Source organism: Marinobacter alkaliphilus, from assembly GCF_055394375.1.
Window position 1 is genome coordinate 1,201,095 of the sequence record NZ_AP043751.1, and the last position, 18,412, is coordinate 1,219,506.

The 18,412-nt window shown below is 59.6% G+C and carries 20 protein-coding genes; 17 read left to right on the forward strand and 3 right to left on the reverse strand.

Annotated elements, in window-relative coordinates; translation table 11 throughout:
* Nucleotides 1-20 precede the first annotated feature (20 nt).
* From ftsE to ACZ5Q2_RS05405, 7 genes are all read left to right on the forward strand, one after another.
* Nucleotides 21-713: a cell division ATP-binding protein FtsE gene (gene ftsE, locus ACZ5Q2_RS05375; RefSeq protein WP_058090759.1), complete on the forward strand. Its 693-nt coding sequence runs from the start codon at nucleotides 21-23 to the stop codon at nucleotides 711-713.
* The gene (gene ftsX, locus ACZ5Q2_RS05380; RefSeq protein WP_432210386.1) at nucleotides 703-1,710 is read left to right on the forward strand and encodes a permease-like cell division protein FtsX; all 1,008 of its coding nucleotides are present in this window, start codon (nucleotides 703-705) and stop codon (nucleotides 1,708-1,710) included. The genes ftsE and ftsX overlap by 11 nt, the downstream gene beginning before the upstream one ends.
* 192 nt (nucleotides 1,711-1,902) lie before the next feature.
* A complete protein-coding gene (rpoH, locus tag ACZ5Q2_RS05385; protein WP_058090758.1) occupies nucleotides 1,903-2,763 on the forward strand; it encodes an RNA polymerase sigma factor RpoH in 861 nt (286 codons plus the stop codon).
* A gap of 233 nt (nucleotides 2,764-2,996) precedes the next feature.
* Entirely contained in the window at nucleotides 2,997-3,929 is a 933-nt protein-coding gene (locus ACZ5Q2_RS05390) for an NAD(P)-dependent oxidoreductase (protein ID WP_432210385.1), read from the forward strand.
* 10 nt (nucleotides 3,930-3,939) lie between these two features.
* Complete coding sequence (gene hyi / locus ACZ5Q2_RS05395) at nucleotides 3,940-4,719, forward strand: hydroxypyruvate isomerase (RefSeq protein WP_061331945.1); 780 nt, start codon at nucleotides 3,940-3,942, stop codon at nucleotides 4,717-4,719.
* Nucleotides 4,720-4,822: 103 nt separating this feature from the next.
* Nucleotides 4,823-5,503: a winged helix-turn-helix domain-containing protein gene (locus tag ACZ5Q2_RS05400; protein WP_011787144.1), complete on the forward strand. Its 681-nt coding sequence runs from the start codon at nucleotides 4,823-4,825 to the stop codon at nucleotides 5,501-5,503.
* Complete coding sequence (locus ACZ5Q2_RS05405; RefSeq protein WP_061331944.1) at nucleotides 5,490-6,971, forward strand: HAMP domain-containing sensor histidine kinase; 1,482 nt, start codon at nucleotides 5,490-5,492, stop codon at nucleotides 6,969-6,971. The genes ACZ5Q2_RS05400 and ACZ5Q2_RS05405 overlap by 14 nt, the downstream gene beginning before the upstream one ends.
* 3 nt (nucleotides 6,972-6,974) lie before the next feature.
* On the opposite strand, the gene ACZ5Q2_RS05410 is transcribed toward ACZ5Q2_RS05405, so the two are convergent.
* Entirely contained in the window at nucleotides 6,975-7,247 is a 273-nt protein-coding gene (locus ACZ5Q2_RS05410; RefSeq protein ID WP_061331943.1) for a hypothetical protein, read from the reverse strand.
* 287 nt (nucleotides 7,248-7,534) lie between these two features.
* On the opposite strand from ACZ5Q2_RS05410, the gene greB reads away from it, so the two are divergent.
* A complete protein-coding gene (greB, locus tag ACZ5Q2_RS05415) occupies nucleotides 7,535-8,050 on the forward strand; it encodes a transcription elongation factor GreB (RefSeq protein WP_061331942.1) in 516 nt (171 codons plus the stop codon).
* Nucleotides 8,051-8,231: 181 nt separating this feature from the next.
* Nucleotides 8,232-8,612: a hypothetical protein gene (locus ACZ5Q2_RS05420; RefSeq protein WP_138436131.1), complete on the forward strand. Its 381-nt coding sequence runs from the start codon at nucleotides 8,232-8,234 to the stop codon at nucleotides 8,610-8,612.
* A gap of 26 nt (nucleotides 8,613-8,638) precedes the next feature.
* Here ACZ5Q2_RS05420 and ACZ5Q2_RS05425 read toward each other — a convergent pair whose 3' ends face one another.
* Together ACZ5Q2_RS05425 and ACZ5Q2_RS05430 are read right to left on the reverse strand one after the other, a co-directional pair.
* Nucleotides 8,639-8,950: a site-specific integrase gene (locus ACZ5Q2_RS05425; RefSeq protein WP_061331940.1), complete on the reverse strand. Its 312-nt coding sequence runs from the start codon at nucleotides 8,948-8,950 to the stop codon at nucleotides 8,639-8,641.
* A 141-nt stretch (nucleotides 8,951-9,091) separates the two neighbouring features.
* Complete coding sequence (locus ACZ5Q2_RS05430; protein ID WP_061331939.1) at nucleotides 9,092-9,352, reverse strand: acyl-CoA-binding protein; 261 nt, start codon at nucleotides 9,350-9,352, stop codon at nucleotides 9,092-9,094.
* Nucleotides 9,353-9,623: 271 nt separating this feature from the next.
* Between ACZ5Q2_RS05430 and tssB the strand changes: the two genes are divergently transcribed.
* The 8 genes from tssB (at nucleotide 9,624) to tssK (ending at nucleotide 18,410) form a co-directional block, all read left to right on the forward strand.
* Nucleotides 9,624-10,121: a type VI secretion system contractile sheath small subunit gene (tssB, locus tag ACZ5Q2_RS05435; RefSeq protein ID WP_058090748.1), complete on the forward strand. Its 498-nt coding sequence runs from the start codon at nucleotides 9,624-9,626 to the stop codon at nucleotides 10,119-10,121.
* Between the two features lie 61 nt (nucleotides 10,122-10,182).
* The gene (gene tssC, locus ACZ5Q2_RS05440) at nucleotides 10,183-11,664 is read left to right on the forward strand and encodes a type VI secretion system contractile sheath large subunit (RefSeq protein ID WP_058090747.1); all 1,482 of its coding nucleotides are present in this window, start codon (nucleotides 10,183-10,185) and stop codon (nucleotides 11,662-11,664) included.
* Between the two features lie 3 nt (nucleotides 11,665-11,667).
* Complete coding sequence (tssE, locus tag ACZ5Q2_RS05445) at nucleotides 11,668-12,105, forward strand: type VI secretion system baseplate subunit TssE (protein ID WP_152439379.1); 438 nt, start codon at nucleotides 11,668-11,670, stop codon at nucleotides 12,103-12,105.
* 336 nt (nucleotides 12,106-12,441) lie between these two features.
* Nucleotides 12,442-14,214, forward strand: a complete 1,773-nt coding sequence (gene tssF, locus ACZ5Q2_RS05450) for a type VI secretion system baseplate subunit TssF (protein WP_432210384.1) — start codon at nucleotides 12,442-12,444, stop codon at nucleotides 14,212-14,214.
* Nucleotides 14,178-15,194 carry a type VI secretion system baseplate subunit TssG gene (gene tssG / locus ACZ5Q2_RS05455; protein ID WP_432210383.1) on the forward strand — a complete coding sequence of 339 codons (1,017 nt, stop codon included), beginning with the start codon at nucleotides 14,178-14,180 and terminating at the stop codon, nucleotides 15,192-15,194. Before tssF ends, tssG begins: the two co-directional genes overlap by 37 nt.
* 17 nt (nucleotides 15,195-15,211) lie before the next feature.
* Nucleotides 15,212-16,546, forward strand: coding sequence for a type VI secretion system-associated FHA domain protein TagH (gene tagH / locus ACZ5Q2_RS05460; RefSeq protein ID WP_432210382.1), 1,335 nt, complete (start codon nucleotides 15,212-15,214; stop codon nucleotides 16,544-16,546).
* A complete protein-coding gene (gene tssJ, locus ACZ5Q2_RS05465; RefSeq protein ID WP_072676015.1) occupies nucleotides 16,543-17,076 on the forward strand; it encodes a type VI secretion system lipoprotein TssJ in 534 nt (177 codons plus the stop codon). The genes tagH and tssJ overlap by 4 nt, the downstream gene beginning before the upstream one ends.
* Complete coding sequence (tssK, locus tag ACZ5Q2_RS05470) at nucleotides 17,076-18,410, forward strand: type VI secretion system baseplate subunit TssK (RefSeq protein WP_432210381.1); 1,335 nt, start codon at nucleotides 17,076-17,078, stop codon at nucleotides 18,408-18,410. The genes tssJ and tssK overlap by 1 nt, the downstream gene beginning before the upstream one ends.
* Nucleotides 18,411-18,412 lie beyond the last annotated feature (2 nt).

Below are 18,412 nucleotides of genomic sequence, written 5' to 3' on the forward strand. Positions count from 1 at the left end.
CTACGGAGTCCGCGCCCGAAATGATCGAGTTTCGCCAGGTTACCAAACGCTATGACAGCGATCACACCGCTTTGCGCCAGGTGAATTTTCACCTGGACCGGGGGGAGCTGGCGTTTCTGACCGGGCACTCCGGCGCGGGCAAAAGTACCCTGCTAAAGCTGATCATGGTCATGGAGCGCCCCACGGCCGGTGAGCTGATCGTTGGTGGACAGCGCCTGAACAGTTTGCCGCGGCGCCAGATCCCCTACATCCGCCGGCATATCGGCGTGGTGTTCCAGAACCACCAGTTGCTGTTTGATCGCACTGTGTTCGATAACGTGGCGATGCCACTGGAGGTGATGGGCGCCTCGCCCAATGACATCGGCCGTCGGGTGCGGGCGGCGTTGGACAAGGTGGGCCTGCTGAACAAGGAGAAGATGAATCCGCTGCAGTTATCCGGCGGTGAGCAACAGCGGGTCGGCATTGCCAGGGCTGTGGTGAACAAACCGCCCGTGTTGCTGGCGGATGAGCCGACCGGGAACCTGGACCCGGAGCTGTCTGCAGATATCATGCATCTGTTTACCGAGTTCAGCCAGGTGGGCGTGACCGTCCTGATTGCCACCCACGACATTGCCCTGATCAATGAGATGGGACGGCGAAAGCTGACCCTGGATCATGGCCAGCTGATCGCCGGTGGGCATGCCCCGGCAGCGGGAGGTGCCAGTGGCTACTGAACCCCGGCACAAGCAGGATAACCGGCGCGGGGCTGCCAATCGGGGGAAGTCTCCGGTGAACGCCCAGGCCCGTAGCTATCTGGAGCATCACCGGAAGGTGGCCCGGGATTCCGCCCGGCGTCTTTGGCAAACACCGGTGGCCAGTATGATGACCTGGACCGTGATGGGCGTGGCGCTCGCCTTGCCCGTCGCACTGTTGCTGCTGTTGGGCAGTTTGCAGGGCGTGAGTGCCGGCTGGGAGAGCAGTGCCAGGATTACTGCCTACCTGGCCATGGATGTCTCTTTGGAGCAAGCCGGGGAACTGGCGGAGGAGGTCCGGGGCGATGGCCGGGTCCTGTCGGTTCAGCTGGTGGATCGGGATCAGGCCCTGGAGGAGTTTCGCGCATCGTCCGGCCTGGACGATGCCCTGGATTTCCTGGATGACAATCCGCTGCCCCATACCTTGTTGATCACCCCCCAGGACAGCGCCCGCTCCGCTGATGGCGTGCAGGCCCTGGTGCGGTTTGTTGATGGAATGGATGGCATTGAGCAGGTGCAGGTGGATCTTGGCTGGTTGCAGCGGCTCAATGCCATGACCGACATTCTGGCCCGGGCGGTATGGGCCCTGGCGCTGTTGCTTGGCTCGGCGGTCATTCTGGTGATTGGCAATACCGTGCGCCTGGCGATTGAAAACCGGCGGGATGAAATCCTGGTGGCCAAGCTGGTGGGCGGTACCGATGCCTTTGTCCGCCGGCCGTTTCTGTACACCGGGGCCTGGTTTGGCCTCGGGGGTGGGGTCGTTGCCTGGTTGTTGATACAGCTCTCTTTGTGGTGGCTGAACGGCCCTATTGAACGGCTGGCAGGCCTTTACCGCAGTGAATTCTCGCTTGAGGGGCCGGGCTTTGACGGTGCATTGGCATTGATTATCATCGCAATGCTGCTAGGCTGGCTGGGCGCCTGGCTTGCGGTGAAGCGTCATCTGGATGACATTGAGCCGGGTGATATTGCCGGCGGGTGATCCCGGTATCGGGAAAACCGTATTGAGGAGAGAGTTTGTTCTGGCGTAGCTTAAGGGTCAGAAAAGCCACGGTGGACTTTTCAGGTTGTTGTTTTGTAACGTTTTACTGGAAAGTTTGGGAACTAATCAAGTTCTTGGCGGTCTAAGTTTTAGTTGTTATATTTAATGGCTGTCAGGTTCGGAGGTTAATACATGGGTACGAGTTTACAGCTGGCTGACAGACTGGTTCCGGGTGCCAATCTTGAGTCTTACATTCAGGCGGCAAGTCGCATTCCGGTGCTTTCCGTGGATGAGGAGCGGGAGCTTGCTGAGCGCCTGCACTATGATGGCGATGTGGAAGCCGCCCGCCAGCTGGTGCTGTCGCACCTGCGATTTGTGATTCATATTGCCCGGAGCTATTCCGGCTACGGCCTGGCTCAGGCGGATTTGATCCAGGAAGGTAACGTGGGCCTGATGAAGGCCGTCAAGCGCTTCAATCCTGAGTATGGCGTGCGTCTGGTGTCGTTTGCGGTGCACTGGATAAAGGCCGAGATCCATGAGTTCATTCTGCGCAACTGGCGTATTGTGAAGGTCGCTACTACCAAGGCTCAGCGTAAGCTGTTCTTCAACCTTCGCAGTCAGAAGAAGAAGCTGGCTTGGCTGAACCACGATGAGTTGAATGCGGTCGCGAAGGATCTGGGGGTAGAGCCTCGGGTGGTGCGCGAGATGGAAGGCCGGCTGGCGTCCCACGACACTTCGTTCGAAGGGCCGATGGATGACGACGATGACAGCAGCTACCAGGCGCCTGCTTACTACCTGGAAGATCGTCGCAGTGATCCTGCGGTGCAGCTGGAAAACGCTGATTGGTCTGAAGATTCCAATGGTCGGTTGATGCAGGCGTTGTCGGCCCTGGATGAGCGCAGCCAGGATATTCTGCGTGAGCGTTGGTTGACGGATGGCAAGTCGACGCTGCATGAGTTGGCTGACAAGTATGGTGTGTCGGCGGAGCGCATTCGGCAGTTGGAGAAGAATGCCATGAAGAAGATCAAGGCGCAGATGATCGAAGCGGCTTGATTGGCGCCACCCGGCTTGGCTTGAAACGCCACCACCGTTCGCGGTTGGTGGCGTTTTTGTTTGTATACCTTATAGAATCCAGACATCCGGGCAGAAGCGGCTGGGTGGGTCTTTCCAAAACACGCTCCTTCGGCACATCCATGTGACGCTTGGGCTCCGCCATCCATGGCTCCGCACAGTTTTGGAAAGACCCACCCAGCCGCTTCTCCTACTTTTGGAGCGGGACCAGAAAAATGACGAGCAGACTTCCTCACATCGCCTTCCTCGGCATCGGCCTGATGGGCGCACCGATGACCCGTAACCTGCTAACGGCCGGTTACCCCATGACCCTGTGGAACCGCACTGCGAGCAAGTGCGAGCCTTTTGTCGGCGAGGCAACGATTGCCGGGAGCCCGGCTGAGGCGGTCGCCGGTGCCGATATTGTGATCACCATGCTGGAGAATGGCGCGGTGGTTGAGGACGTGCTGGTGGCTCAGGGCGCTCTGTCGGCGTTGAATTCCGGGGCGCTGGTGATTGATATGAGTTCGGTGCAGCCGTCGCTGGCGCGGCGGTTGGCTGGATTGTCGGCGGAGCGGGGTGCCGGGTTTGTGGATGCGCCGGTGTCGGGCGGTACTCTGGGTGCGGCTGAGGCCCGGTTGAGTATTATGGCCGGTGGGTCTGAGGCGGATGTGGCGCGGGCCCGGCCGGTGTTTGAGGTGTTGGGTAAGTGCACCCGCATCGGTCCGGCGGGGGCCGGGCAGTTGGCGAAGTTGGCGAATCAGGCGATTGTTGGGATTACCATTGGTGCGGTTTCTGAGGCGTTGTTGCTGGCGGCCAAGGGTGGCGCAGACCCGGCGGCGGTGCGGGAGGCGCTGATGGGTGGGTTTGCCGGTAGTCGGATTCTGGAGCTGCACGGGCAGCGGATGATTGACCGGGATTTTGCACCCGGTGCGCCGGCGCGGATTCAGTTGAAGGATATGCGGATGATTCTGGACGAGGCCCGGGCCGAGGGGCTGACATTGCCGTTGGCGCAGCAGACCCATAACGAGTATTTGTCACTGGTGGCCAATGGCCACAGTGATGTGGACCACAGTGGTCTGTTACTGGAGCTGGAGCACCTGAACGGCACTCTGTTGGGGTCGATGGGCCGTGGCCCGAAGGAAGACACTTCAAACTCAAAGAACTAAGGAGCGGACAATGCCACGGTTTGTTGCCAATCTGTCGATGTTGTTTACCGAGGTTCCGTTTCTGGAGCGCTTTGCCCGGGCGCGGGCCGCAGGGTTCACCGCGGTGGAGTACCTGTTTCCCTATGACTGGCCGGCAGAGCAGCTGGCGGAGCAGCTACGGGAGCAGGGCCTGACCCAGGTGTTGTTCAACCTGCCGCCGGGAGACTGGCAGGCCGGGGAGCGGGGCATTGCCTGTTTGCCGGACCGGGTTGAGGAGTTTCGTGCCGGGGTGGATCAGGGTATTACCTATGCGCGGGTGCTGGGCAACCGGCAGCTGAACTGCCTGGCAGGGTTGAAGCCGGCAGATCTGGATGAGCAGATCGCCTGGGAGACGCTGGTGGCGAACGTGCAGTATGCCGCTGATCGCTTTGCCGACGCGGGTCTGACCCTGTGCCTTGAGGCGATTAACAGCCGGGTGGATATGCCGGGGTTCATGCTGGACACCACGGGCAAGGTGATGGCATTGCTTGAAGAACTCGATGCCGACAATGTGCGGTTGCAGTATGACGTCTATCATATGCAGATTATGGAAGGCGATGTGATTCGTTCCATGGAGTGTCTGCTACCGTGGATTGGCCACATCCAGTTTGCCGATAATCCGGGCCGGCATGAGCCCGGTAGCGGCGAGATTAACTTTTCGAATGTTTTCGCAGCGCTGGATCGAATGGGCTATCAGGGCTGGGTGAGTGCGGAATACCGGCCATCGTCGGTAACGGAGGACACTCTGAGCTGGTTCCGGTCGGCAAATTGACCGTCGTCATAGGCGACACCCTCTTACAAGATGGTAACTGGCTGGTTTCCGGAGTTCTTCGTACCCTAAGAGTTAATGTAATCCGCTATCAGGAGGAGCACCGGTGAAAGCGCTGGTAATCGAAGACGATCGGGATGTAGCAAATTATCTGCTGAAGGGACTGAGAGAATCCGACTTCGTGGTGGATCATGCGGCCGACGGCAAGGAAGGCATGATGATGGCGGCCAGTGAAGAGTACGACATCATGATTGTGGACCGCATGCTGCCTGGCATGGATGGCCTGTCCATCATCAAGACGGTGCGGGCAACGGGAAATCAGACTCCGGTACTTATCCTCAGCGCCTTGGGCGATGTGGATGACCGGGTAGAAGGGCTGCGTGGCGGCGGTGACGACTACCTCACCAAACCCTTTTCGTTTACCGAACTGCTGGCCCGTATCGAATCTCTGATTCGACGCAATCGCCAGGCGGCGGAAACGGAAACCGTGCTGAAGGTTGCCGATCTGGAGATGGACCTGCTGGCCAGGACCGTCAAGCGTGCTGGTCAGAACATTGATGTTCAGCCGCGGGAATTCCGTCTGCTGGAATATCTCATGCGTAACGCCGGCCAGGTGGTCACCCGGACCATGCTGCTGGAAAAAGTCTGGGACTATCACTTTGACCCCCAGACCAACGTGATTGACGTGCACATCAGCCGCCTGCGGGCCAAGATCGATAAGGAATTCGACACGCCCCTGCTGCAGACGGTTCGGGGTGCGGGATACATGCTGCGTGAAACTGCTTAGTCAGCTCAGGACATCCTCTTTTCAGCTGGCCCTGCTGTATATGGTGGTGTTTGCCACATCGGTATTCCTGTTGTTGGCATTCATCTACTGGCGCACGGCCGGCTTCATGACCGCCCAGACCGATGAAACCATCGAAGCGGAAATCGCCGGTCTGGCGGAGCAGTACCGTGGGCGTGGCGTGAACGGACTGATCACCATCATCCGTGAGCGCGTCGCCCGCGACCCCAACGCCAAATCCATCTACCTGCTCACCACAGACGACTTCCTCAAACTGGCCGGTAACATTGAAACCTGGCCAGGGGGCAGTCGCTCGTCTGACACCGGCTGGATCAACTTTACCCTGGATTCCTCCGTGGGCTGGCAGGGGCCGGAGCGGCTTGCCCGTGCCCGGATTTTTGAGGTCCAGGGCGGGTTGAAATTACTGGTGGGGCGGGATGTTGAGGAACTCACTAACCTCAAGCGGGTGATCGAAACCGCCATCAACTGGGGTATGGGCATCACCCTGGCATTGGCGTTACTGGGTGGCTTTTTGATGAGCCGTGGCACCACGCGCCGAATCGAAGTCATCAATAACACTTCCCGGCGAATCATGAATGGCCATCTGTCATTGCGCATACCCACCCGGGGTACCGAAGACGACTTTGATCAGCTCGCCGAAAACCTGAACCAGATGCTCGACCGCATTGTTTACCTGATGGAAGGTATTCGCCATGTGTCAGACAGCATTGCCCACGACCTTCGCACCCCGCTGACCCGCCTGCGCAACCAGCTTGAGAACACCCTGATTGCCGTGGATAACGACGAAGCACGGGACCAGGTTGGCAGGGCAGTGGCCGAGGCGGACCAGCTGCTGGCAACGTTCAACGCTCTGTTACGCATTGCCCGGCTGGAAACCCGGGGGAATTCGGCGGACATGAAAGTGGTGTCCCTGGACGAGCTGGTCAGTGATGCCTGTGAATTGTACGAAGCCCTGGCGGAAGACAAGGAGCAATCCTTCGCCCAGTCGCTGGAGCAGGGCGTGATGATCGAGGGAGATCGGGACCTGCTGTTCCAGATGATCAGTAACCTGATCGACAATGCGATCAAATACACACCGGAGCACGGTTCCATCCAGGTTGTGGTTCGCCGCGATGGCGCGGGCGCGGTTTTTGAGGTGCAGGATTCCGGTATCGGTATACCGGACGACGAAAAAGGCCAGGTGTTCCAGCGCTTCTATCGGGTGGGCAAGAGTCGGTCACTGCCGGGCAACGGCCTGGGATTGAGCCTGGTCAGTGCGGTGGCGGAAATCCACCAGGGCCAGATTTTGCTCAGTGATACCCATGAGAGAGAGGAGCCGCCTGGCTTGACGGTCACCGTGTGGATGCCCGCCTATACCGGGATCCGCAAGCGGATCAAGGCAGCACCGGACGAGCAGGCAGAGGAAACCCAGAACGATAGGTCGTCCTCTACCGAAACCAGTAGCGCCTGAGTCTTACTGACTGGCGCGAAAACGGTTAACCACCGGACTGATCAGTGCACCAGCGCGGGCTTCGACCAGGCCGCTGATATGCTCGAACTGGGAGCGGCGGCGGTCCACTTTGGCCTGAATGCTGTCCCATTCCCCCTCCAGATGCTTCTGCTCAGCCATCAGAAAGGCCGCGATGTTGTGGCGATTCAGTTTGCTGGTGATGCCCAGACTGTCCAGGCGAAAGCCCAGGGTATCGACACCTTCCAGAGCCAGGTTCATCAGTTTCTTGGTGTTCATGGATTTGTCTCCAAACGAAAAGTCAGTGTTGATTACCTCGCACGCTATCTCCGGCGCCTAGAGTGTACAACCTAATTTCAGCCCATCTGCCAGGTTTCAGCCTTGCGAAAAGGTAATTCCGTGGCCACCGCCGGGTAATGCCCGCTCTGTAGAATGGATATTGTAGATGCAGAAGCAGGTAGAAAGTTGCTTGCTTCTCCCTCCAGCACAGCGCTAGCCTTATACCCCGTGACCCACGGGGTTTTTTTTGCCCTGAATTTTCTGTTTAACCCGGAATCCCTGATCTGATGAGCAAGACCGAAGGTTCGACGGCTCCAAGACCGCGCTATATCACACCGGACGGCGAGCAGGCGTTACGGGAGGAGTTGCAGTACCTGTGGAAAGTGAAGCGCCCCGAAGTCACCCAGGCCGTGCGCGAGGCTGCTGCCTTGGGGGATCGCTCTGAGAACGCTGAATACATCTATGGCAAAAAGCAGCTACGGGAAATCGATCGGCGGGTAAGGTTCCTGAGCAAGCGCCTGGATGAACTTACCGTGGTCGACCGGCTGCCGGCCGATCAAAGCCGGGTATTTTTCGGGGCCTGGGTCACCATCGAGGACGATGACGGTGAGGAACAGACCTACAGGTTGGTGGGTGCGGATGAATTTGACCTGGCCAAGGGCTATCTCAGTATCAATGCCCCGCTTGCCAGGGCATTGATCGGCAAGCATCTGGACGATGAGGTCTCCGTGAAAACGCCGGAGGGCTGGAAGACGGTGGTCATCACCGGTATTCGGTATCAGCCGCCAGACACTGGCAAGTGAAAATCGTCACAGAATCGTCTTTTGGTTGAGCAAAGCGTCACCAATGGCGATAGACTGATCAAAAATTGTCACCCGAAAGGGCAATGGAAGATCAATCAGGGTTGATGCGATGAATTCGTCAGAGTCTCACACCGGTTCAAAATGGGCAGGCTTGGTTGCCGTGGTGCTATCGCTGGGGCTGATGTCTGCCAGCGCTCAGGGGCAAAGCGCCAGCAACACGGCACCGGCGTTTGAACTGGAGCAGCGCTCCACCATTGATACCATTCCGTTCCGCTCCATCGAAGAGGAAACCCTGGCCAATACGGTCATTGAGGGCGGGCTGGAAGCGCCGGCCGCAGGCGTTCCCGTGCAAACCGCCAGTGACGACGATTTCTATCTTGATCCTCTGGCGTTGCAGCCCAGAGACAGCCGCACCGATCTCGGGCGCTCCGAAATTCCGGTGGATATCCGGTTCAGCAATCCCAAGCTCATTCCGGGCCAGACCCACAGCAACACCTACTCGATCCGGCCACCGGAGAATCGCACCTACGATACTCTGAACGTCAATATGACCGGGCGCTGATTCCCCCAGCGCCACTTCGAGCCCGTTCAGGCCACTGCTGCATTCGGGGTGGCCGTCTTACCAAGTACATCCTCGTAAAAGAAGGTCAGCGCCTGGGTGGCCTGGTTAAGCCTCGCCCGAGATACGCGGATCTTGTTGCTCAGATAATCCAGAAACAGCAGTTGATCTTCTGCCGCCAGATGAGCCGGGTCTTTTAAATCGTGAAACAGCACAAAACGGCTGATCCAGTGCAGGTAGGTTTGCTCGGCCCGCTGATTCAGCTGGCGTTTGCGGATGGCGGCCTGTACATCTCCGACCATACCGGGCCGTGACTGCTCGAGCGCCTGGGTAATATCCATGGTGTGTACTCTTCGGAAAGCTTGTTGTTGTTATGTTGCGCGCATCATATGACAAACGTTTGAACGGCGCAAAACCGAAGGCGGTATTTTCCTGCGGCTGAGGGCTGCACGCGCCAAAGGGGCGGGCGCAGCCCAGGGGTATTACTTCAGTGAGTCGAGCTTATCGATGTACTGCTGCATGGCCTGATCGCTGGAGGTGCCTTTCAGCTTCTCCCAGGCGTCGTATTTGGCGCGGCCCACGAAATCCATCATGCCCGGGCGCTTGCCGGACACGTCGCCTTCAGTAGCCTGTTTGTACAGGGCGTAGAACTCCAGTTTCAGCTCGTTGGACGGTTTGAAATCGCCCTCGGCGGTCTGGATATAGTTTACCGCTTCATCAAACTTCGCCTTCAGGTCACTCATGGTGTGTCTCCTTGGTGTAAATGGTTGTCTCCTCGAAGGATATCGCGAGTATAGCCTTGGCCGGCAGTGCCGTCATTGACTGAAACTGCATTCGGTCCGGCAACAGGGCTATCTGGCAAAAGTTTGCCCGACAGCACAGTTTGGGCCATTACTGGCCAGTTTTTGCTTGAGAATGCCAGGTCACCTGTGTACAGTTTGACGCGTTGTCTGCCAGGACGGCAGGCATCAAGGACTGAACAACACTGCAAATGAATTGCACAGGGAGCACGCCATGTCTGCCAAAGACGGTTCCGTCGCGCCGAAAGAGCGCATCAATATCAAGTATGTCCCCGCCACCGGCGACCAGCAGGCTGAAACCGAGCTGCCGCTGAAGATGTTTGTGGTTGGCGATTTCAAGGGCCATGCTGAAGAAACCCCCATCGAAGACCGCAAAGCCATTTCCGTCGACAAGAACAACTTCCGTTCTGTCATGAAGGAAGCGGGTCTGACCTTGTCTACCTCGGTCTCCAACAAGCTCGAAGAGAATGCCGATGACCTGCCGGTCAATCTGGAATTCCAGGGTTTGGACGACTTTTCTCCGGACAGCATTGCCCGCCAGGTACCCGAGCTGAAAAAACTGATCGAGCTGCGTGAAGCCCTGGTTGCCCTCAAGGGCCCGCTGGGCAACGTGCCTTCGTTCCGTTCCAAGCTGCAGGAACTGCTGGACAACGACAGCGCCCGGGAAAAACTGCTGGCCGAGCTCGAACTGGCCACCGAAGGCGGCGAGTAAGCGCACCACCGGAATCCGGTAACCAACACCGATTATCAATCACGTACTGAAGGGATGTGGTATGTCTGATACTGCTGTGCAGCAATCTGCTGCCTCCGAATCCGTAGCAGAAGGGTCCTTGCTGGACCAGGTCATGGCCAATAGCCGTATGGCGCCGGCCGACGAAGGTTACGATGTTGCCCGTAAAGGGGTAGCTACGTTTATCGCCAACTTGCTGAAAAGCGACGAAAAAGGCCAGCCGGTCAATAAGGCCCTGGTGGACCAGATGGTGGTCGAGCTGGACCGCAAGATCAGCGCCCAGATGGATGAAATCCTGCACGCACCCAAGCTGCAGGAACTGGAATCGTCCTGGCGCGGCCTGAAGCTGATGGTCGACCGCACTGAATTCCGCGAGAACATCAAAGTCGACATCCTGCACGCCACGAAGCAGGAGTTGCTGGAAGACTTCGAGTTTGCACCGGATGTTACCCAGACCGGCTTCTACAAGCACATCTATGCCGCAGAATACGGCCAGTTCGGTGGTGAGCCGGTGGGTGCCATTGTCGGCAACTACGCCTTCAGTCCCTCAACGCCAGACATGAAGCTGCTGCAGTACGTGTCCTCTGTAGGCGCCATGTCCCACGCGCCGTTCCTGTCCTCGGTTGCACCGTCATTCTTTGGTGTCGACAGCTATCAGGAACTGCCGGCGATCAAGGAACTGAGCGCCGTATTCGAAGGCCCGAAATACGCCAAGTGGCGCTCCCTTCGGGAATCCGAAGACGCCCGTTACCTGGGCCTGACCGCACCGCGCTTCCTGCTGCGGGTACCCTACGATCCCACCGAGAACCCGGTGCGCAGCTTCAACTACAAGGAAGAAGTGTCCGGCGACCACGAGCACTACCTGTGGGGCAACACCGCCTACCTGCTGGCCACGCGCCTGACCGAGAGCTTCGCCAAGTACCGCTGGTGCCCGAACATCATCGGCCCGCAGAGCGGCGGTGCCGTGGAAGACCTGCCGGTGCACACCTTTGAGTCCTTCGGCCAGCTGGAAGCCAAGATTCCCACCGAAGTGCTGATCACCGACCGCCGGGAATACGAACTGGCGGAAGAAGGCTTCATCGCCCTGACCATGCGCAAGGGCAGCGACAACGCCGCGTTCTTCTCCGCCAACTCGGTGCAGAAGCCCAAGCAGTTCCCGAACACCAAGGAAGGCAAAGAAGCCGAAACCAACTACAAGTTGGGTACCCAGTTGCCGTACATGATGATCGTGAACCGCCTGGCCCACTACATCAAAGTGCTGCAGCGCGAGCAGATCGGCTCCTGGAAAGAACGCCAGGATCTGGAGCGGGAACTGAACACCTGGATTCGCCAGTACGTGGCCGACCAGGAAAACCCGCCGGCGGAAGTTCGCAGCCGTCGCCCGTTGCGTGCCGCCAAGGTGGAAGTGTCGGAAGTGGAAGGCGATCCGGGCTGGTACCAGGTCTCCCTGGCCGTGCGCCCGCACTTCAAGTACATGGGTGCCAACTTCGAACTCTCGCTGGTTGGCCGCCTGGACAAGGATTAATCCGTGTTCGGCGACACCGGCACTGACGGCGTTCGCAATACCGGCAGCCTGTTTGAGCGGCTCGAACAGGCCGCCGCCCCCGCGGGGCAGAGCATGGGTGAAGTGACCCATGTGGTGGAATCCATCAAGCGCCACCTGGTACGCCTGCTGAATGCCCATCCGGGCAACAGCGCCAGCGTACCGGACCTTGGCCTGCTGGATTTCAACGATGCCACCCTGGGTACTCAGGATTTGAGTATCCAGATTCGCGGGGCGATTCGTCAGTGCATCGAGAAGTTTGAGCCGCGGGTCAAGCGGGTGGATGTGGTGGCGTTGCCGCCGGGCCCGGACCCGCTGCAGTTGAAGTTTCAGGTGACGGTTTACCTGCAGGTTGCCGGGAGTGACGACCGGACCACCATTGACCTGGTTTTGGATGATAAGCGTTATTACCGGGTGGTTTAGGTTTGGTTGCCTGGGCCCGGGGGGCTGGAGGGGGCGGCGATACTTTTCTTCTGGGAAAAAACAACTCGCTGCGCTCAGACATCTTTTTTCCCGGCAGAAAAGTATCACCGCCCCCTCCGGCAAACTCTGGTTTAAGTGGTTCCGGTGACCGTGAAGACTGTAAAGGCTTTGAATACAGGGATGAGAGACAGGGTGTGGGTAGGCCTTTCCAAAAGTGTGCGGAGCCATGGATGGCGGAGCCCAAGCGCCCCACGGACGGGCTTGAAGCGTCTTTTGGAAAGGCCTACCCACACGCTGGCTCGGAGCTAGGCAAAGAGCAGACAAGGTTCAGTAAAGATGAAGTTGAACAGGTTCTACAGGGATGAGTTGAGCTTTCTGCGGTTGCAAGGCAGGGAATTTGCCGAGGCACATCCGCAGCTTACCCGCTTTTTGTCCGAACAAAGCACCGACCCGGATGTGGAACGGCTGCTGGAAGGCTTTGCCTTCCTGACCGGCAAATTGCGGGAAAAGGTTGAGGACGAGTTTCCAGAGCTGACCCATTCCCTGCTGAACATGCTCTGGCCCAACTACCTGCGGCCAGTACCCAGCTGCACCATCATGCGTTTCGACCCGCAACTGCACGCCATCAGCGAGCGGCAAACCGTTGAGCGCCATACCGAAATCAAGAGCCGACCCCTGGGCGAAGCCAGCCGCCAGACCCAGTGCCGGTTCCGTACCTGCCGGGCGGTCGATATCTTCCCGGTCAGCGTGGCCGATGCCCACGCCGAGCATTCCCGGGAAGTGTCTTCGGTCACCGTCGACCTGGGACTGCACACAGACCAGCCGTTGAATGCCCTGGGCCTGGACAGCCTGCGGTTCTATCTGGGCGGCGATAACCACACCGCCGAAACCCTGTACCTGTGGCTGAACCACTACCTCACCCGCATGGAACTGGTGGTGGGCGACAATGTATACAACCTGCCGTCGTCGCTGTTGCAGCCGGTGGGTTTTGCCGCCGACGAGGCGATTTTGCCGTATCCGAAGAATGCCTATGCCGGGTACCGCATCATTCAGGAGTATCTGAGCTTTCCCGAGGCCTTCCGGTTTGTGGATATCGGCGGGCTGAAGTCCCGGTTGCCGGCGGTGCAGGCGGATGAGATCAGTCTGCGTTTTCATTTCAGCCGGATTCTGCCGCCGGATACCCGGGTTACCCGGGACTCCCTGCAGCTGTACTGCACGCCGGCGGTGAATCTGTTCAGCCACGAAGGGGAGCCGGTGGATCTGAACGGCCGGCAGACCGAGTACCGTATTTCCCCGTCCAGCCGCTGCCCGGAGCATTTTGAAGTGTTCAGCATCGAACAGGTGGAAGGCTGGCTGGAGGGGCGTTCCGGCCGGGGGGAACCGCGGTTGTACACCGCGTTCGAGAGTTTCCAGCACGAGGTGGAGCGGGACCGTGGCCGTACCGCGCTGTATTACCGGGTGCGTACCCGGGAGAGTGTTCGGGGTGATGGCTTTGATCACTACATCTCGTTTGTCCGGGGCGACGAGTCCGAGTGCATGAACCGCCAGGAAGCGGTGTCGCTGACGCTGACCTGCACCAACCGGCAACTGCCCCAGCAGCTGGCCGTGGGTGAGATCTGCATGGCCACCGAGACCACCCCGGCGTTTGCCTCGTTCAGCAACATTACCCGGCCCACGGCCACGCTGCGGCCAACGCTGGACGGCAGCCTGTTGTGGACGCTGATTTCCAATCTGTCCCTGAACTACCTGTCCATGCTGGATGTGGATGCCCTGCGCACCGTGCTGCGGGTATACGACTTTCGAGCGCTGGTCGACCGACAGGCCGAGCGGGTGTCCCAGAAACGGTTGGCGGGCATCAGTGAGATCACCACTCAGCCGGTGGACCGCATGGTTCGTGGCTTGCCGGTGCGAGGTATTCGCTCGGTGCTGAAGCTGGATCAGCAGAATTTCGGCAGCGAAGGGGATCTGTACCTGTTCGGAACGGTACTGAGCCAGTTTTTTGCGCTTTACGCGAGTATCAATGCCTTTCACCAGCTGGAAGTGGTGAATACAGACAATCAGGAACGGTACACATGGACGTTACAGCAAGGTCAGCAGCCGCTGATGTAGCCGGGCTGGAACCTGTCCTCGGCAACGCGCGGCGTTACAGTTTTTTCCAGTTGGTGGATCTGATTCACCGGCACCATGGCGACGATCTGGAAAACTCCGGCAGCGGCGAGCCTCGCCAGGAGCGTATCCGGTTTTCGGCCTCGGCCGGTCTGGGCTTTCCGGGTAGCGATGTGGTCTCGGCCCTGTCGCCGGAACACGAGCACGCGCCTTACCAGATGGAAGTGAGCTTTCTCGGCCTGCACGGCTCCCAGTCGCCGTTGCCGGGCTACTACCTGGAGGACCTGGCCTGGGAAGCAGGCCAGAACCTGGGAGTGCGTCGTCACTTTCTGGACTTTTTCAACCACCGGTTGGTCACCCTGTTCCACCGGGCCTGGCGCAAGTACCGGTACTACGTGCGGTTTCAGCCCGGAGCCAGCGACGGGTTTTCCGAGCTGGTGTTTTCCCTGGTCGGTCTGGGTGACAGCCGCTTGCGGGAAGCCACACCGGTCAACTGGTCCAAGATGCTGGCCTACGCCGGCCAGATGGCGGGCCGCAGCCGATCGCCGGAAGTGGTCAGTGGCATTGTCGCACACTGTTTCGACCTGGAGGACGTCAGCATCGAGCAGTGGGTGTTGCGCAAGGTGGCCATCGGGCAAGACCAGCAAACGCGGTTGGGCCAGGCCAATGCCAGCCTGGGCCAGGACACCCTGGTTGGCTCCAGCATCCGGGACCGTAGCGGCAAGTTCATCCTGCGCCTGCGCAACCTGAGCCGGCAGCGCTTTGCGGATTTCCTGCCCAACGGCCGGGACCATGAGCGCCTGGTGAAGCTGGTGGAATTCACCACCCGGGAGCAGCTGGCCTACGACCTGGAGCTGCAAATGCGGCCCAAGGATATCCGGCCCATGCAGCTGGGTGAGGGTGTGCGCCTGGGCTGGAATTCCTTTGTGACACCGGACCGGGCCCGTGAACGCCCGGCGGTGCGCATCCAGATACGACGATAAGGCAAGGAGCCAGACAGGTGTCAAACCGGACAGCAGCATTAACCCTGGTGATCATCAACCCGACCGAAACCGGCGGTGGTGCCAGCATTGAACACCGTTTCGGAACCGGTGGCGGGTCGATTGGCACGGCGGCCAACGACACATGGCGGTTGTCGCCCCATCGCACCGGTGCCGTAGCCGGCCATGCCGAGGTTCGCTTCCTGGATGGTGGCTTCTGCCTGATTGACCGCAGTGGCCGCACCTACATCAACAGCAGCAGCCAGCCTGTGGGCCGGGGCCGCAGGGCGCGGCTGAATCATGGTGACACCCTGACCATCGGCCGTTACCGGATGCGGGCAGAGCTGAACGGTGATGCGGTTGACCGCTCAGAGCTGGAAGAAGGCTCCGGGCAGGACCGGCAGCTGGTGGATGTGGAGGAAGATTCACTGTTGCGGGCAGAAATCGGACAGAGGATGCCGGATGGCCGGGAGCCTCTCGAGGGACTGCATACTCCGGCGGGAGAACCGATGAGCGACGACCCGCTGGCGCCCTGGCAGGAAACGGCCCGTCAGCCTGCGGAAGAAGCCGCCGAGCTGTTGGCCAGTGACCAGTCCTGGTTTGCCCGCTCGGCCGAGGTCAGCGATGAATACCGGGAAAACCGGGATGTGGCCATGGGCCTGCCAATGAACCGTAACGCCCGCAAGCACGGGCACGACACACAGGAGCGACAGGGAATGTCAGAGTTCAGGGAACACAGCCGGGAAGCCAAAGACACCAGCCGGCAACACATCAGCGGTGCCCCCCTGATGCGTGGTATGGAAGCCGACATCGATTTTGCCGACAGCGATGAAATGCGTCTGTTCCTGGAGGAAGCCGGACAGACCCTGAAAGCCACGGTCGAAGGCCTGCTGGCCCTGCATCAGGGTGAAGATTCACGGCACCGTGCCCTGCGCACCCGCCTGCAGCCGATTGAAGACAACCCGTTGCGCTTGGGTGACGACTACACCGGCACCATGCAGACCCTGTTTGCCGCCGAGCGCAGCCCTGTGCACCTGTCTGCCCCGGCTGCGGTTCGGGAAAGCCTGGAGAGCTTGAACCATCACCAGCAGGCCACTCGCGAAGCCATTCGGGAAGCTTTGGAAGCAATTCTTTATGCCTTCTCACCGGAGGCCCTGTTACGCCGGTTCCACGGCTACCGCCGTGGCCTGCAAGACAACGAAGACGAAGGCCGTTGGGCCTGGAACATGTACCAACATTATTACCAGGAACTCAGATCCAGTCGTCAGCAGGGATTTGAACGCCTCTTTCAGGAGGTGTTCGACCAGGCCTACGACCAACACTTGCGCCAATTACAGAGGGAGAGCCTTTCATGAAGTACTGCAAATGGAGCTTGCTGGCTATTGTCATGCTGATGGTGGGGTGCAGCACCCCGTACAACGCGGTGACCAAAACCGCCAAGGTGTTGTGGGACCCCGATATTCCCGTGGGCTATCCGGAAGAGCTGCCTAGCAAAGTGGCGCTGACCATGCTGGCCGAGCCGGATGTGAACCCCAACGAATCCCTGGCGCCCACGCCGATTGCCTATCAGATCATCGAGCTGCGGGACAGCTCCCTGCTGATGGCCGGCGACTTTGATCAACTGTTGAACGACCTGGAAAAGTCCCTGGGCCGCAACTACGTGGACCACAGCGACTACACCCTGGTGCCGGGCCAGTTCAAGTACGTAGCGCCGTTCGAGATCAGCAAGGACACCCGGTTTATCGGCGTTATCGCCTTCTATGCGTACCCGAACCTGTCCCAGTGGAAAAAGGTCATCCGGGTGGATCCGATCGGCGACACCTACCACCTGCTGGTCAACCTGCGTGAGCGGGAAGTACAACTCAGACGTTCGGAAGATACCTGATGGCAGCTACCAATCGAGTCGTCTGGAGTGATGGGCTGTTTATCAAGCCCCAGCACTTCCAGCAGCAGCAACGATATCTGGAACACCAGATCAACGAGCGGGCGCTGGCGGTCTCGGACTACCTGTATGGCTTCAGTGATCTGGAGCTGAACGCCGAGTACCTGAGCTTTGGCCGGGTTGGTCTGGTGCGGGCTTCCGGACTGTTTCCGGACGGTACCCGGTTCAATCTGCCCCAGGACGATGTGATGCCGGAGCCCCTGGAAATCACCGATGCGTCGGTGGCCAATCAGGTGGTGTATCTGGCGCTGCCGCTGGGCAGTGACACCCTGGCGGAAGTGGAGTGGCCGGATGCCCCGGTGGCCGGGCGTTTTCGTGCCCAGACCGTGGAAATCCGGGATCTGCATTCCATTGATGGCGACGCCCACAGCATTGATGTGGGCCGGGTTGCGCCGCGCCTGATGCTGGAGCGGGACGATCGCAGTGCCTATGCTTCGGTGGCCATCGGCCGGATTCTGGAAAAACGCCCGGATGGCAGCCTGGTGATGGACCCCAACTTCCTGCCCACCATGCTCAGCGTCCGTTCAGCCCCGCGCTTGCAGCGGTTCGTCGGCGAGATGGCTGGCCTGATGCAGGAGCGGGCCCGCAACATCGCCGAACGTGTGGGCGCGCCGGGGCAGGGCGGTGTGGCGGATGTGTCTGACTTCATGCTGCTGCAGATGCTGAACCGGGCGCACCCGAAGTTCATGCACCTGGCCCGGCTGCGCCAGCTGCATCCGGAGCGCCTGTACGAAGCCCTGCTGGAACTGTGTGGTGAGCTGGTGACCTTTACCGACGAAAGCCGGCTGCCCAAGGAATTCACCCCCTATGACCACGACCTGCCGGAAGCCTGCTTCAGCCCGCTGATGCAGGTGCTGCGTCAGGCCCTGAGTACCGTGCTGGAACCGAGAGCCCTGTCGATCACGCTGCAGCAGCGCCAGTACGGCCTGACGGTGGCACCGGTGCAGGATGGACAGATCATCAAGGATGCCGAATTCATCCTGGCGGTGAAGGCCGACATGCCGCTGGACGACCTGCGCAAGCAGTTCACCCAGCAGTGCAAAGTGGCGTCGGTGGAGAAGATTCGCGACCTCATCAGCCTGCAGTTGCCGGGTATTCCGTTGTCGGCCCTGCCGGTGGCGCCGCGCCAGCTGCCGTACCACGCCGGCTTTGTCTACTTCCGGCTGGACGACCAGAGCCAGGCCTGGCAAATGCTCGACAACGCCAGTGGCTTTGCCTTCCACGTGGCCGGCAGCTTCCCCGGGCTGGAAATACAATTCTGGGCAATCAGGAGCTAAAC

Coding starts and splice junctions, on each gene's coding strand:
- ftsE (WP_058090759.1), top strand. CDS start 21: ATGATCGAGTTTCGCCAGGTTACCAAACGCTATGACAGCGATCACACC.
- rpoH (WP_058090758.1), top strand. CDS start 1,903: ATGGGTACGAGTTTACAGCTGGCTGACAGACTGGTTCCGGGTGCCAAT.
- ACZ5Q2_RS05390 (WP_432210385.1), top strand. CDS start 2,997: ATGACGAGCAGACTTCCTCACATCGCCTTCCTCGGCATCGGCCTGATG.
- hyi (WP_061331945.1), top strand. CDS start 3,940: ATGCCACGGTTTGTTGCCAATCTGTCGATGTTGTTTACCGAGGTTCCG.
- ACZ5Q2_RS05410 (WP_061331943.1), bottom strand. CDS start 7,247: ATGAACACCAAGAAACTGATGAACCTGGCTCTGGAAGGTGTCGATACC.
- greB (WP_061331942.1), top strand. CDS start 7,535: ATGAGCAAGACCGAAGGTTCGACGGCTCCAAGACCGCGCTATATCACA.
- ACZ5Q2_RS05420 (WP_138436131.1), top strand. CDS start 8,232: ATGTCTGCCAGCGCTCAGGGGCAAAGCGCCAGCAACACGGCACCGGCG.
- ACZ5Q2_RS05425 (WP_061331940.1), bottom strand. CDS start 8,950: ATGGATATTACCCAGGCGCTCGAGCAGTCACGGCCCGGTATGGTCGGA.
- ACZ5Q2_RS05430 (WP_061331939.1), bottom strand. CDS start 9,352: ATGAGTGACCTGAAGGCGAAGTTTGATGAAGCGGTAAACTATATCCAG.
- tssB (WP_058090748.1), top strand. CDS start 9,624: ATGTCTGCCAAAGACGGTTCCGTCGCGCCGAAAGAGCGCATCAATATC.
- tssC (WP_058090747.1), top strand. CDS start 10,183: ATGTCTGATACTGCTGTGCAGCAATCTGCTGCCTCCGAATCCGTAGCA.
- tssF (WP_432210384.1), top strand. CDS start 12,442: ATGAAGTTGAACAGGTTCTACAGGGATGAGTTGAGCTTTCTGCGGTTG.
- tssG (WP_432210383.1), top strand. CDS start 14,178: ATGGACGTTACAGCAAGGTCAGCAGCCGCTGATGTAGCCGGGCTGGAA.
- tssJ (WP_072676015.1), top strand. CDS start 16,543: ATGAAGTACTGCAAATGGAGCTTGCTGGCTATTGTCATGCTGATGGTG.
- tssK (WP_432210381.1), top strand. CDS start 17,076: ATGGCAGCTACCAATCGAGTCGTCTGGAGTGATGGGCTGTTTATCAAG.